Below are 14,457 nucleotides of genomic sequence, written 5' to 3'. Positions count from 1 at the left end.
TCCGTGTTCCGTCTTAGTGCGAAGAATTGACTGGAACTGGCTGGACGGTCTTGCGCACTTCGGCGGCCTTTTTCTCAAGGTTTGTCCACGGTGGCAGTGTGGTGCGGGTGCGGCGCAGATAGGCGGCAATGCGAGCCATATCCTTGTCGGACAGCGCATTGTAGAAGCTGGGCATGGCTACGCCAGATTGCCCTTCTTCCGCCGTAAGCCCACGTAGCATGACCTGATACAGGTTTGTGGGTTCATCCAGCCACAGTGCGTTATTCAGCGCCAGATCCGGGCGGCCAAGAACAGGCGTGGGCGCTGCATTGTAATGGCAGGCCGCACAGGCACCCTGATACAGCTTTGCGTCCGGGTCCACATTCGGGCCGATCAGATCGGTTTTGGAAGCTTCCATGGCGCGGGCCAAGGCGGCCTTGTCGTTCTTTTCACGCTCGGCAGCGTGGTCCACATCCGCAAAGTAATGCGCAATGGCGTGCACATCTTCTTCCGGCACGGTGGAAAGGAAGCGATGCGGCACGGGGGACATAGGCCCACCAGCCGGGCCGTGCAGCGGTGCTACGCCAAAGCGCAGATACTGGAACAGCTCATCTTCCGTCCATGTGGTGGGGGTTGGGTTGTGCTCGTTAAGGGCGGGCGCAATCCAGTTATCCACCACGGCACCTTCGTAGGCAGAGCCTTTCTTTTCGGCTCCCATAAGGTCACGCGGGGTATGGCACGCGCCGCAGTGGGCGTTGCCTTCGGCCAGATAGGCACCGCGGTTCCACAATGCATCATGCCGTGGGTCGGGCTTGTACACGCCGGGGCGCAGATACAGCAGTTTCCAGCCAGCCTGAAGAATACGCAGGCTGAGCGGGAAGGGCAGCTCGTTCGGGCGGCGAGACATGTGCACGGCCGGGCGTGTCATGATGTAGGCATACAGATCGGAAATATCCTGATCCGTCATCTTGGTGAAATGATCGTACGGGAAAGCCGGGATCAGATGCACGCCCTTGCGGGACACACCAAGGTGCATGGCGCGGCGGAAAGCTTCTTCCGACCAAGCGCCAATGCCCATTTCAACATCTGGTGTGATGTTGGAAGAATAGATGGCCCCAAACGGGGTATCCATTTTATAGTCACCCGCCAGTTCCGGCCCGCCGCCGTTATCTGTGCGGGTGTGACATTCTGCGCAATACCCTTCAGCCGCCACAATCCGCCCGCGCTCTATCTGCTCGGCAGAAAAGCTGGCGGGGTTTGGCCGCTCAATCGGGGCAATTGGTGGATACCATGCATAATATAAGAACCCGAGCCCCCCAAGGACCCCGGCCGCGGCTACTCCCGCTAGAAGACGTTTGATCACTCTACCCCCAATCCCGTGAAAAACGTACCATCTGGCGGGCAACACGTAAGCCTACGCGCCATGAGCCGATGGATCAGCGTCTGAGGTTCGTTTCTTGATTCAGGACGATTCTTATCTGGAATTGCGATGTAAATAAACGCATAGGTTCCACTGTATTACAGTGAAATCTGAATAAGATTTATTTGTCTGCCGAGAATATTGCAGAAAAACAGGGGTTTCGTCTTTATCTATATTTTATCGTATATAGTTAAGCGTTGATTTTGCATGTATGCCATGCGTTCAGTTCTTGAAAGAAATCATATTTTTGCGATGGAAAAGGCCGCTGCGCCTCTCTGCTATGGCCGTATTCGGTTTATCAGAGAGAGCGCAACGGGAAGGCGGCACAATGGCCTAAGGCAGATTAGCCAGCGTGCTGGGCAAGGGTTTTGTGTGTGCCCTGTGCACGAATGCTTTGGCGAATTTTCACAACGTCAGTTGCAAAGTTGGGATGATCTTTCAGGTTCCAGCCCGCAAAAACAGTCATCTGCAACCCTGTGGCCAGATCTTCTGCACGCGCCAGCGCAAGTTGTTCTGCGTTAATGGCCGGTTCTGTAATGGTATAGGGCGTGCCTTTATCTGTAGTGCCACGCAGATATTCCAGAAAACACGCCGTGCCAAACGCCAGTCGCCAATGATCGCGTCCGGAGCCTAGAACGCCATTGACAGTATCTGTCAGGAACACGGGCAGTTTGGAGCCGCTATCGGAAGCAATGCGCAAAAGCTGATCACCCACCGCAGGGTTGCGGAAGCGGTGCAATACCTGCTGGGCATATTGTGCCAGAGAAACACCTTTGGGTGGCGTAATGAAGGGTGAGGCGTCTTCTGCCAGAAAACGTTCCAGATGGCCCAGCAGCAAGGTGTCTTCTATGGCGTGTGGCACAGTGTCATACCCCATCAGCACGCCGGGCAGTGCCAGCATGGAGTGGGAGGCATTGAGCATCCGCAGTTTTACCTGCTCATAAGGCCCAACATCATCTGTAAACTGCACGCCCACAGTTTCCAGTTCTGGCCGACCATCGCAGAAATTGTCTTCAATTACCCATTGCGTAAAATCTTCCGCAAAAATGGGCATCTGGTCAGCAACGCCCGTCAGGGCATCCAGGCGCGTAATGTCTGCTTCACCAACAGAAGGTGTAATCCGGTCCACCATGCTGGATGGGAAGGTGACGTTTTCTTTTATCCACGCACCCAAAATAGGGTCACGCGCAGTAGCATAGGTGCAAAAAGCCGTGCGGGCAGCTTTGCCGTTATGGCGCAGGTTATCGCAGCTGAGCACCGTAAAGGGGCCGGTGCCGCTTTCGCGCCGCTGGCGCAGGGCTTCACATACCAACCCGAATGCCGTTTCGGGCACATCACGCGCTAAATCTGCTTTAATATCAGGGTGATCGAGCGTGAAGTTGCCTTCAGCATCCAGGTAGTAGCCACCTTCTGTAATGGTGAGGGTGACAATTTTAATATCCGGGTCTGTCAGGCGCTTAATGGCGGCAGCGCGATCTTTGGCTGCGTGCACATATTCTATAATGCTGCCGATAACATTGGTTTCATGCGTGCCATCGGGCGCAAAGGCGGTGAGTGTGTACAGGTTGTCCTGTTCTGCCATAATGGCAGCGCGCTTATCTTCACGCGGTGTATTGCGCAGGCCTACGCCAACAATGGCCCAACCTTGCTGGCCCGCACGCTCCAGAACTTTGTTGATATACATGGCCTGATGGGCGCGATGAAAATTGCCCACGCCAAGATGTGCAATGCCTGCCGTGGTTTTCTGCCGATCATAACGCGGCGTTGTAACCTGAACAGGAAGCTGATGCAGTGTGGCGTTGGAAAGAGGGATCATGAAAACCGTGTACCTCGCTTTAAAAATATCTGTTGGGCATAATGTTGGGGCAAAACGCAGCATAAGCAAGAAAGCTGCGTATGTGAGGCTTGAAAGTGATGGGGCTTTCCGTTAAGGGAGCGCATTCGCACACGCGTCCGGGCTTGTAGGGCATGCCCGGCCGTGGTTGGTTGCCTTAATTATTTTAAGGTGACGTTATCCAGATTTGTTCAGGAGTGTTGAAATGCCCAAGATGAAGACCAAGTCGTCGGTCAAAAAGCGGTTTAAAATCACCGCAACCGGCAAGGTGCTCTCTGGTCCGTGCGGTAAGCGCCACGGCCTTATCAAGCGCCCCCAGAAAATGAAGCGCTCCGCACGCGGCACGCAGACCATGACCCCGCAGGACGGTCGTGCCGTCAAGCAGTGGGCCCCCTACGGGCTATAAGGAGCATCTGATTCATGGCACGTGTAAAACGGGGTGTTACCACCCTTGCTCGTCATAAAAAGGTTCTGGAACTGGCTAAGGGTTATCGCGGCCGCTCCTCCACCAACTATCGCATTGCGCTGGAACGTGTTGAAAAGGCACTGCGCTATGCTTACCGTGACCGCCGCAATAAAAAGCGTGAATTCCGCGCTCTGTGGATTCAGCGTATCAACGCTGCGGTGCGCGAACATGGCCTGACCTACAGCCGTTTCATCAACGGTCTGGACAAGGCTGGTATCGAAATCGACCGTAAGGTGCTGGCCGCCATTGCGTTTGATGATGCCGCAACCTTTGCTGAAATCGTAAAGAAGGCTCAGGCTGCTCTGGCTGCCTGATCTGCCTGTCTGATACGATAAGGTTGAAGAAAAGGCCGTCCCACGTGGGCGGCCTTTTTGCTTGGTGCCGGTGAGGGAAGATGTGGTTTTCCCTCTTGGGGCTTTTCTCCCGCTGCGGGAGATTGTATCCGCCCGGTAAGCATTTTCTCCTCGCGTGAGGTTTCATGAGCAACGATCTTGAGATTCTGCGGCAGGAAGTCCTGTCCGAACTGGCTGGCGCCACAGACCTGAAAGCATGGGATGCCGTGCGTGTCAGCATACTGGGAAAATCCGGCAGGCTGACGGCTTTGCTCAAAGCGCTGGGGAAAATGCAGCCCGATGAACGCAAAGCCCGCGGTGTGGCGCTGAACCGCCTGCGTGATGAACTAACCCGCGCGATTGAAGCGCGCGGCAAAGAACTGGAAGCCGCAGAGCTGGAAGCCCGTCTGGTTGCCGAGCGGGTAGATGTGACCCTGCCACCACCACCGGTGGAACGTGGCTACCTGCACCCCATCAGCCGCACGATTGAAGAAATGACCGCCATTTTTGGCGCCATGGGCTTTAAGGTGGCAGAAGGGCCGGATATCGAAACCGACTGGCACAACTTCTCCGCCCTCAACACGCCTGATCATCATCCTGCCCGCACGGATCATGATACGTTTTATCTGCCGCCACAGCCGGGGCTGGATGTAACGCGCGTGCTGCGTACCCAAACATCTGGCGTGCAAATCCGCACCATGCTGGCGCAACAGCCGCCTATCCGCGTAATTGTGCCGGGCCGCACTTACCGGGCGGATCATGATGCCACGCATTCCCCCATGTTCCACCAGTGCGAAGGCCTGGTTGTGGGCAAGGGCATTACACTGGGGCACCTTAAGGGCTGCCTGATTGAATTTTTGCGGGCGTTTTTTGGTAAGCCGGAACTGCCGGTGCGCTTCCGTTCTTCCTACTTCCCGTTTACCGAGCCTTCTTTGGAAGTGGATATTGGCTGGTCTCGCAAAACCGGTGAGATTGGTGGAGGGGAAGACTGGCTGGAAGTGCTGGGTGCAGGCATGATTCACGCCCGTGTGCTGGCCAACTGTGGGCTGGACCCGCGTGAATGGCAGGGCTTTGCCTTTGGTATGGGCATTGAGCGGCTGGCCATGCTGAAGAACGGTATTCCCGATCTGCGTTCGTTTTATGAAAGTGATATCCGCTGGCTGCGCTATTATGGGTCGGACCCACTTGCGCCCGCGCTACTGCATGAGGGGGTGTGAGGAATGAAGTTCACGCTATCTTGGTTGTATGACCATCTGGATACGCAGGCCACGCTGGAAGAAATCTGCGCGAAGCTGAACCAGATCGGGCTTGAAGTTGAAAGTGTAGAAAACCGCGGTGCGGCAATTGAGCCATTTTTAACCGCCCGTATTCTGGATGCCCAGCCGCACCCCAATGCAGACCGCCTACAGGTATGCCGGGTAGATGCAGGCCCCGGTTTTCAGGATGTGCAGGTGGTGTGTGGTGCCCCCAACGCACGCAAGGGGCTAGCCGTTATTTTTGCCAAGCCGGGCACCTATGTGCCGGGGCTTGATATTACCATCAAGGAAGGCAAGATCCGTGGTGAAGCCAGCGGCGGTATGCTGTGCTCCCTGCGTGAACTGGGCCTTGGTGAAGAAAGCAACGGCATTGCAGAACTGCCGGAAGATACGCTTCCCGGCCAGTCCTATGCTGATTTTGCCGGCCTTGATGATGTGGTGATCGACATTGCCATTACTCCCAATCGTGGTGATGCACTGGGTGTGCGTGGCATTGCGCGGGATCTGGCTGCTGCTGGGCTGGGCACGTTGCGCCCGTGGCTGGCAGAAACGGTGGAAGGCAAGTTTGATTCCCCCGTGGTGTGGGATATTTCCTACCCGGACGCCTGCCCGTGGGTGCTGGGCCGCACTATTCGTGGTGTAAAAAATGGCCCCAGCCCGGAATGGTTGCAGCGCAAGTTGGAAAGCATTGGCCTGCGCCCGATTTCTGCACTGGTGGATATCACCAACTATTTCTGTTTCGATCTCGGCCGCCCGCTGCACGTGTTTGATGCCGCCAAAATTTCTGGTGGCAAGCTGACAATTTGCCGTGGCGAAGGGGAGCAGTTTCGTGCGCTGGATGGACAGGACTACACAGTTGGCCCGGAAGACTGCGTGATTGCAGATCAGGCTGGCGTGCAGTCTCTGGCCGGGATTATGGGCGGTGAGGCCACAGGTGCCACAGCAGAAACCACAGATGTATTCGTGGAATGTGCACTGTTTGACCCCGTGAAAATTGCTCTGAGCGCCCGCCGCGTGGGTGTTTCTTCAGATTCCAGCTATCGGTTTGAACGCGGGGTAGATCAGGCGCTGCCGGTTTCGGCTTTGGAAGCTGCAACACGCCTGATTATTGATCTGTGCGGTGGTGAGGCCAGCGAAGTTGTTTCTGCAGGTGAACAGCCTGCATGGCAGCGCGATGCCACGCTGCGCTTTGCCCGTGTGCGTGATCTGGGTGGGCTGGATGTGCCTGCTGATGAAAGCGTGGATCTGCTGGAAAAGCTGGGCTTTGAGGTGCAGGAACGCAACGATGCACAGGTGCGTGTGAGCGTGCCATCATGGCGGAACGATATTGCCCAAAAGCCAGTTCTGGCTCAGGGCGAAGGTATTCCGGCTGATGTGGCAGCCAAGGCTGCGGAAGGCGTTGCGGCCATAGAATCAGAAAGTGATCTGGTTGAAGAAGTGCTGCGCCTGAAAGGGCTGGATGCTGTGCCTGCAGTGCCGCTGCCATCTGTGGTGGTTGTGCCAGAAGCAGCACTCACACCGCGGCAGGCGCGTCTGGCACTGGCACGGCGCTTTCTGGCTGCACGTGGGTTAACAGAAACAGTTGGTTTCTCCTTCGTTTCGCACGAGGCAGCTGAGCGCTTTGGTGGTGCGCCGGAATCCCTGCGTCTGCTTAACCCTATTGCGTCTGATCTGGACCAGATGCGCCCCACACCCATGATCAACCTGTTGGCTGCGGTTAAGCATAACAGTGCACGCGGATGGGGTGATCTGGGGCTGTTTGAAGTTGGTCCGGCGTTTGCAGAAAACGGCCAGCAGCCAGTGGTGGCTGGTGTGCGCTCTGGCCATACACCGCGTTATCCGGGGCAGGCGGGGCAGGCTGTTTCTCTCTGGGCGGTCAAGGCAGATGCGCTGGAACTGCTCCAGCAGCTTGGGGTTAACCCAGATGCCATCAGCACCACCACAGATGCACCGGGTTGGTACCACCCCGGCCGTTCTGGCGTGCTGCGGCAGGGACCTAAAAACGTTCTGGCCTATTTTGGTGAGTTGCATCCATCTCTGCTTCAGGCCGAAGGTATTGATGTGCCGGTTGTCGGGTTTGAGCTGATGCCGGATGTGGTGCCAGACCCCAAACGTAAAAAGAAAGCCGCACCGCGTCTTTCTGCGTTCCAGCCCGTGCGGCGTGATTTTGCATTTGTTGTGGCGCGCGATGTGCCGGGTGAAAAACTGCTGCGGGCCGTGCGCGGGGCAGAGCGCCAGCTTGTGGCAGATGTAAGCCTGTTTGATGTGTATGAAGGCCCGCATGTGCCAGAAGGTCATCGCTCCATCGGTGTGGAAGTGACCCTTCAGCCCATGGATAAAAGCCTGACAGATGCGGAACTGGAAGCTGTGTCTGAAAAAATTGTTGCTGCTGTTACCAAGGCAACAGGCGCAACCCTGCGTTAAGTAGGAAGGAGCAGGGCTGTATGAAGGAAAAGCGCATCATGGCGGGTAGGGCAAAAATTATGAGTTGGAAGAAAACTGCTGCCCTCTCTGCCTTGTTGTGTGGCTTGGCGGGCGCTGTTTTGCCACAGGCGCAGGCCGAGCAGATTACAGGGGCCGGTTCCAGCTTTGCCGCGCCCTTGTATCAGTCATGGTCGGCGCATTCTGCGGCGCAAACCGGTGTGCAGCTGAATTATCAGACCATTGGCTCCGGCGCTGGGCAAAATCAGGTTCTGGCTGGCACGGTAGATTTTGGGGCATCTGATGCTCCTATGTCTCATGCGCGGTTGGAGGCGGGGCATTTGCTCCAGTTTCCCACCGCTATTGGTGGCATTGTTGTTATTGCCAATGTGCCGGGCGTGCCTGAAGGTGCCTTACGCCTGACCGGCCCCGTTCTGGCAGCGATTTATGATGGTTCCATCACGCAGTGGAATGATCCACGCATTGTAGCGCTCAACCCCGGTGTTACATTGCCGGATCTGCCCGTGGCTCCGCTGCATCGGGCAGATGGGTCTGGCACAACCTACGTGTTTACAGAATATCTTGGCCGGGTTTCTCCCACGTGGGAGAAACAGGTAGGGCGTGGCACATCTGTTGCATGGCCAGTTGGCGCAGGTGCCCGTGGGAATGATGGCATTGCCTCTTACGTTAAAAATACGGAAGGCAGTGTGGGGTATGCGGAATATGCCTATGCAGAACGCAACCACCTTTCCACCGTTGTTCTGCAAAATCGGGCCGGGGAATTTGTGGTGCCGTCTGTTACCAGTTTTACACGGGCTGCGGAAAATGCCACGTGGGACCATGCAGACATGACAGCCTCGCTTTGTGATGCAGATGGCGCCGGAAGCTGGCCGATTGTTACCACCACCTATGCGCTCGTGCCGCGTGAGGCGAATGAGGCAAACCACGGAAACGCTGTAAGAACATTCTTCCGTTGGGGCGTAAAGGATGGAGAAGCCGCCAGCCGGGAGCTGGACTACGTGCCATTGCCTCCAGTTGTGCGGGATGCCGTTTTGGAGCGGCTGAAATAGGCGGATAATTGGGTTATCCGGTTCTTCCCGCGTTCATCCTGCGGTTGTCCCACGTTTCATCCACAGATTCTGTGGATAACGCGCTACGCGGGATAAGCTACTGAACCCATGCCTGAGAAAACAAAAGCTGGTTTACGGTTGTAAACAGCAGGTTTTTCAGGCGTGGGGATGTTAAAATTACAGCATCTTTTTCAATGGCCGGGGCTACGGGGGCTTGCTCCATAACTCGCCTGTCTGCCTCCTGCCACAAGGCGTTTTGTGCCTGTGCGCTCAGGCTTACATCCGTTTTGGCTTTATCCATCAGGCTTTGCACATCCCGGTTACAAAACCCGGGAATATTGATGGAACTGTCTGAACTGGGGTGAATATTTTCACATCCCAATAAAGCATCCAAAAAGTTGGAAGCCGATGGATAATCGGCAGACCAAGATGCTACGCCAATCTGCACATGGTTATCCGAATTCTGCATGTAGGAAAAAGCCAGTGCGCTGCTAAGTGGGCGCAGGTTGGCACGGTAACCAAGGTTTTGCAGCATGTCCCGCACCCATGCGCCCATGGCCAGATCAACACTGGTGTTGGCGGCAATCACGGTCACTTTCTGGCCGTATGTTCCGCTTTCACGCACCAGATTGCGCGCTTTTTCCATATCTGTGCCACGCCACATGGGGGCAGGAGATTCAGGAGAGGCATCCTTGGTGTAAAAACATTGCGTAGAGGATGCCGACAAAGTGGAAGGCAACATGCCGCATAGCGGGCGGGCAATGCCGGGGCCACCATATAAAATGGCCATGGCCTTGCGGTTTAGTGCGTAATTGACGGCCTGTCGTGCCTTGAGGGAAGAAAAAGGGGCTTCGCGCATGTTCATGGGCAGAAAATACATGGCCGGATGGCGCAATACATGCGTCTGGCCAGTAAAGCGGCTGCCCAATTCTCCCAATCGGTCTAGGGGAATAGGGTCTGCCATCCAGTCATACTGTCCGTTTTCTACGGCGGTTACTGCAGCTTCATCCGGTATGCCAAAAGTATAGTCTATCCGATCCGGGTAACCAAAAGGCTGCGCCTGTGCGTTCCATTCCTTGAAATACGGATTGCGCTCCAGCTTCAAAAACCGGTTTGGGTCATAGGCAGTAAGCTGGTAGGGGCCGGTGCTGGGCAAAGGCACATTGCCGGTATCATGGTCTGGCGCGTTGGCTGGTAAAATAACGGCGTGGGTAAATGCCAGCTTATGCAGGAATTCTGTATCAGGCGTTGTAAGATGAAACGTGATGCTGCGGGTAGCGGGGTTTTCTATAACCCCTTCAAGTTTGCAGTCTGTTGGGCTGCGCAGGCAGGCATCAGCACCTTTGATGGCACCGTAAAAAGCCCCGGCCGTTGGGCTACCTACACGAAAGATGCGGCGGAAGGATGCCACAACATCAGCCGTGGTAACGGGCTGACCGTTGGAAAAGGTAATGCCTTTACGCAGGCGGAAGGTATAGGTCAGGCCGCCATCTTCAGGGTGCGGGAGTTCTTCTGCCAAATCTGGCACCACATCTGCCCCGGCCAGACCATCGGCTTTGCGGAAGGTGGTTAATCCATCATACACATTGGCAAACAGATTGATGTATTTGCCGGAGTAATTGATCTGGGGGTCCAGCGTGCCGCCGGAAGAAGCCGCAACCAGACGCAAAGTGCCCCCCATATGTGGGGAGGATGGAGCATCTGAAATATCTGCGGCCATGCCTGCTTTTGTTGTGCCAGCTGCAAGCAGCACACAAAAACAGGCAGAGCGAAACAGCTTGCCAGATTTACTGGCCAGCATTCTGCTCCATTGCCGCTTCAGGGGATGGGGATGTCATCAACGCGCTAAGGTTTTTGTAAAGGGACGACACCATCATGATCCCCACAACTATCGTGGCGATAATGATGCAGATTCGTACAAACTTACTGGTCATAGCGCATTGCGCCGCCACCATAATTGGTGGTGGAGTGCTTATACGGGTTGGATCCCTGCTGGGGCGTAAGAGGGGGACGGTACCAGCCAGGCGCCGCGCGCCCGTGGTTTGAGCCGGGGTGGTAATAGTGCCGGTGTGGATCATGCGCACAGGCGGCAAGCCCAAACCCGACCAGTAACATAAGGGCGGCCTTATGGGCGCGCCGCAATGAAGAAAACTGTTTCATCATACCTCCAGCATAGCGTTGTTTGGGTGTGTTCGCCAAGAACAAAGCAGGTAGATGCTCATATGTGGCGTACAGGCCCGATACGTTCACATAATGGCAAGAAAATGCGTGAATAATGAGGCCAATGCCGTGGGCAATATGGCTAGTGCAGGGCATGCCATGTTAGGGATAACGCGTATATGGCACAGAAGCTGCCATGTCCTTGCCTTATCATGATGATAACGGCGGGAGCAGGATGGATGTTGGTGTTGGATATAGGGAATAGCGTGGCATGGCGGTAACGGGTCTGGCAGCGGTACTGCTTGTTATTGCATTGCTTTTGGTGGTGGTCAGCACCGTGCAGCCCATTGCGCGCAAGCTGGAACTGTCTGAAACGGTTTTGCTGGCTATTGTGGGCATTATCATCGGTTCCTTGGCTGATGTTGCGTTACGCAGTTCTCACACCTCGGCCTTCAATGGCATTGCAGAAGCGCTGCTTGATTTTCCGCTGAATAGTGAAGAGTTTCTGCTTATCTTTTTGCCTGCGCTGGTGTTTCAGGGGGCGTTGGCTATTGATGTACGGCGCTTGGCGCATGAAACAGGCACCGTTTTGCTGCTGGCTGTGGTGGCGGTTGTTATTGCCACAGCCACTATTGGTTTTGCGCTTTACCCCTTTGCCCAGATGCCGCTTGTGGTCTGCCTGCTGCTTGGATCCATTGTGGCGACGACGGACCCTTCCGCTGTGGCCGGGATTTTCCGGGATATCGGGGCTGCAACACGATTGACGCGGTTGGTGGAAGGTGAGGCGCTGCTGAATGATGCTGCGGCCATTTCCATCTTCTCTATCCTTCTGCCCTCCGTCACGCTGCACAAAGCCATTCATCTGGGTGATGCGCTGATCTCGTTTGTGGTCTCTTTCGTGGGGGCGCTGATTGTCGGGGTGGTTGTCGGGCGTCTCACGCTGGTCATGATGTCCGCCATCGCCAGTTCGGCAGCAGAAATCACGCTAACTGTGGCGCTGCCTTACGTGGTGTACATCCTTTCAGATGAAATTCTGGGGGTTTCCGGTGTGGTGGCTACGGCGGCGGCTGGGCTTACGCTCTCTGTTTACGGACCATCCACCATTCGGCCTCAAACGTGGCTGTTTCTCAATCAGCTTTGGCAACAGCTGGTGTTCTGGGCGGGGTCCTTGGTGTTTGTGCTGGCCTCCATGCTGGTGCCGCGTCTGCTGGTGGGCATGACGCGGTGGGACTGGGTGCTTATCCTTATTGCCAGCGTGGCGGGGCTGGCTGCACGTGCGGCTGTGGTGTTTGGCATGTTGCCGCTCTTGGCATGGACACGTCTTTCCCCACCCGTGCCCACACCGTTCAAGGTGACAATGGTATGGGGCGGTTTGCGCGGGGCCATTACGCTGGCTCTGGCGCTGGCCGTTACGGAAAACGAGCACGTTTCCACGCCTGTTGCGCATTTTATCGGTATTATTGCCACTGGCTTTGTGTTGATCACGCTGCTTGTTAACGGCACCACGCTGCGTTCACTCGTGCTGTTTCTCAAGCTGGATCGGCTTTCCCCCATTGATGAGGCCATGCGCCATCAGGTGCTCAGCATCGGGCTAGGTAATGTGTGCGCCCGCGCCAAGGAATTGGGGGATGCACTGGGTTTCAGTGCCGATGCCACGCGCTCGGTTGTTGATCATCTGGCGCGTCGGGCAGAGGAAGAGCAGGCCGCTAACGAGTTTGACCGCGCACTGTCTGATATCCAACGCGTTAATCTGGCACTGATCACCATTGCCAGTCAGGAACGTTCCATGCTGCTGGACCTGTTCCGCATGCAGGGGCTTTCCCGCCGTGTGATGGAAACACTGTTGCGGTCTTCCGAAGCAGCTATTGATGGTGCACGGCTGGAAGGGCGCTTGGGCTATGTGCGGGCGTTGCGCAAACGGCTTAGCCCCTCCTTACGCTTTAAGGCCGCACAGTGGGTGCATAATCATTTACGTCTGGATCGGCCACTGATGCTGTGCATGGCGGAGCGGTTTGAAATGCTGATGGTGGCGCATTTTATTTCCATCTCGCTCACACGTTTCATGCACGAACGGCTGGAACCCACATTGGGCAGCCGTATTGGGGAAATTGTGGCCGAGGTGCTTTCCCGCCAGCGCAAGCTGCTGGATGAGGCGCTGGAAACCTTGCGCCTGCATTATCACGGCTATGCCGAGGCGCTGGAAAACCGGATTTTCCGTCAAATCGCCCTGCGTCTGGAAAGCGAAGAATACACAACCCTGCTTTCAGAATCCCTTATCAGTGATGAACTCAGCCGCGAATTGTTGAAAGAGCTGGAACGCCGCAGACACCGTCTGGTCAAGCGGATGAGCTTTGATCTGCGCAGCGGTATAGAAGACCGCCTGAAGCATGCTGCTATCTTCAAGGGCCTGCCGGGGGCAGAGCTGCATGATCTGGCTACCACGACATCGCTACGCTTTGTGGCCCCGCAGGAGGTTATCTGCCGCAAGGGGCGGAAAATGCGCGCCATCTACTTTATCAGCGCGGGTTTGGCAGAAAGCCACGTGGCCGGGGCCGATGTGCTGTATGGCGCAGGGGATCTGATAGGCGCGCAGGAGGCATTGCATGGCTGGCGCTGCCCCGGCACCATCCGCGCCGTGCAGTTTGGGCATTTTATGGTGATTACAGCCAGCCGCTTCCAACGCCTGATTGAAGATTACCCCGTGGTGCTGGAAAATATTCAGAACATCTTGCGCAAGCGTGAAGCCGGAGAGCGGCCTATTGCGCTTTTGCCCGGTGCAAACCGTAAGGTGGATGAGGATGCAGGCAAGGATGCGCTGATGCTGTTGGCACCTAAAAGCCAGCTACCGCCTTCATCCGAAACAAAGGAATAAATGGCCTTATCATGCGGGCATAAAAAACGGCGCGGAGCCAATAGGCCCGCGCCGTTTTTGTAGAATACGCCGTAAGTTTTACAGGCGGGTAATGGGCGGCGGCAGGGAATTGCTCTGGCGCAGGGCAAGACCAATTTGCAGCCAGCTTATGCCGCTTACAATCAGTTCTGCCCCAACAAATGTGCCAATCAGCCACAGGCCAGACCACGGCAGGGTAAAGTACAGGCACAGGCCCACAAGCAGGCTGATAAGCCCGCTACCCAGAATGATCACCCAGCCGGGCATACCTCGTGCCTGCAGGGCCAGAACGCAACGCAGCACACCCACAACCACAAAGCAGGCAGATACAAAAATGGTAATGGCAACAGAGCCTGTGGCTGGTTCTTCTATAAGAAGGTAACCACCAGCGGCGTAAAGCAGCCCGCATAGCAGGGAGAAAATAAAGCCGCCCCAATCCCGCACGGCAAAGGCATGTATCACCTGCATAATGCCTGCCACAATCAGCAGCGCGCCAATAAAGATGGTGCTGGCAAGGGTGACGGAAACCGCATCAATACAGGCAATAAAGCCCAATACAATCAGGGCGAGACCCAACGCCACAAATAGCCCCCATTTTTTAGCAAATGGCATGCTGAGCAATCCTTTCT

At 55.9% G+C, this 14,457-nt stretch carries 11 protein-coding genes; 6 read left to right on the top strand and 5 right to left on the bottom strand.

All coding sequences use genetic code 11. From position 1 onward, the window contains the following. Positions 1-13: 13 nt before the first annotated feature. Together ABNV41_RS06220 and ABNV41_RS06215 are read right to left on the bottom strand one after the other, a co-directional pair. Positions 14-1,342: a cytochrome c gene (locus ABNV41_RS06220; protein WP_050819622.1), complete on the bottom strand. Its 1,329-nt coding sequence runs from the start codon at positions 1,340-1,342 to the stop codon at positions 14-16. A 400-nt stretch (positions 1,343-1,742) separates the two neighbouring features. Then, on the bottom strand, positions 1,743-3,215 hold the full coding sequence (locus ABNV41_RS06215; RefSeq protein WP_050820379.1) for a mannitol dehydrogenase family protein: 1,473 nt from the start codon (positions 3,213-3,215) through the stop codon (positions 1,743-1,745). 223 nt (positions 3,216-3,438) lie between these two features. Between ABNV41_RS06215 and rpmI the strand changes: the two genes are divergently transcribed. From rpmI to pstS, 5 genes are all read left to right on the top strand, one after another. After that, complete coding sequence (gene rpmI, locus ABNV41_RS06210) at positions 3,439-3,639, top strand: 50S ribosomal protein L35 (RefSeq protein ID WP_050819623.1); 201 nt, start codon at positions 3,439-3,441, stop codon at positions 3,637-3,639. A 14-nt stretch (positions 3,640-3,653) separates the two neighbouring features. After that, positions 3,654-4,013 carry a 50S ribosomal protein L20 gene (rplT, locus tag ABNV41_RS06205; RefSeq protein WP_003622900.1) on the top strand — a complete coding sequence of 120 codons (360 nt, stop codon included), beginning with the start codon at positions 3,654-3,656 and terminating at the stop codon, positions 4,011-4,013. Positions 4,014-4,177: 164 nt separating this feature from the next. Further along, entirely contained in the window at positions 4,178-5,248 is a 1,071-nt protein-coding gene (gene pheS / locus ABNV41_RS06200; RefSeq protein ID WP_050819624.1) for a phenylalanine--tRNA ligase subunit alpha, read from the top strand. 3 nt (positions 5,249-5,251) lie between these two features. After that, positions 5,252-7,711, top strand: a complete 2,460-nt coding sequence (pheT, locus tag ABNV41_RS06195; protein WP_050819625.1) for a phenylalanine--tRNA ligase subunit beta — start codon at positions 5,252-5,254, stop codon at positions 7,709-7,711. Between the two features lie 20 nt (positions 7,712-7,731). Next, positions 7,732-8,778: a phosphate ABC transporter substrate-binding protein PstS gene (gene pstS, locus ABNV41_RS06190; RefSeq protein WP_080986779.1), complete on the top strand. Its 1,047-nt coding sequence runs from the start codon at positions 7,732-7,734 to the stop codon at positions 8,776-8,778. Positions 8,779-8,875: 97 nt separating this feature from the next. On the opposite strand, the gene ABNV41_RS06185 is transcribed toward pstS, so the two are convergent. Both ABNV41_RS06185 and ABNV41_RS06180 read right to left on the bottom strand, forming a co-directional pair. Then, positions 8,876-10,579: an ABC transporter substrate-binding protein gene (locus tag ABNV41_RS06185; RefSeq protein WP_050819626.1), complete on the bottom strand. Its 1,704-nt coding sequence runs from the start codon at positions 10,577-10,579 to the stop codon at positions 8,876-8,878. Positions 10,580-10,701: 122 nt separating this feature from the next. Continuing rightward, positions 10,702-10,941 carry a hypothetical protein gene (locus tag ABNV41_RS06180; protein ID WP_349935070.1) on the bottom strand — a complete coding sequence of 80 codons (240 nt, stop codon included), beginning with the start codon at positions 10,939-10,941 and terminating at the stop codon, positions 10,702-10,704. A gap of 268 nt (positions 10,942-11,209) precedes the next feature. Between ABNV41_RS06180 and ABNV41_RS06175 the strand changes: the two genes are divergently transcribed. After that, entirely contained in the window at positions 11,210-13,810 is a 2,601-nt protein-coding gene (locus tag ABNV41_RS06175) for a cation:proton antiporter (RefSeq protein ID WP_349935069.1), read from the top strand. A 78-nt stretch (positions 13,811-13,888) separates the two neighbouring features. Here ABNV41_RS06175 and ABNV41_RS06170 read toward each other — a convergent pair whose 3' ends face one another. Beyond that, positions 13,889-14,440 (bottom strand): HdeD family acid-resistance protein, encoded by a 552-nt coding sequence (locus ABNV41_RS06170; RefSeq protein ID WP_050820381.1) that lies wholly within the window; start codon positions 14,438-14,440, stop codon positions 13,889-13,891. Positions 14,441-14,457: the final 17 nt, after the last annotated feature.

Origin of the sequence: Acetobacter sp. A11-2 (genome assembly GCF_040208445.1) — a bacterium.
In the GTDB taxonomy this organism is placed as follows: domain Bacteria; phylum Pseudomonadota; class Alphaproteobacteria; order Acetobacterales; family Acetobacteraceae; genus Acetobacter; species Acetobacter oryzoeni.
Note: the sequence above shows the minus strand (reverse complement) of the source record. Positions and strands in the feature narration are given on the sequence as shown.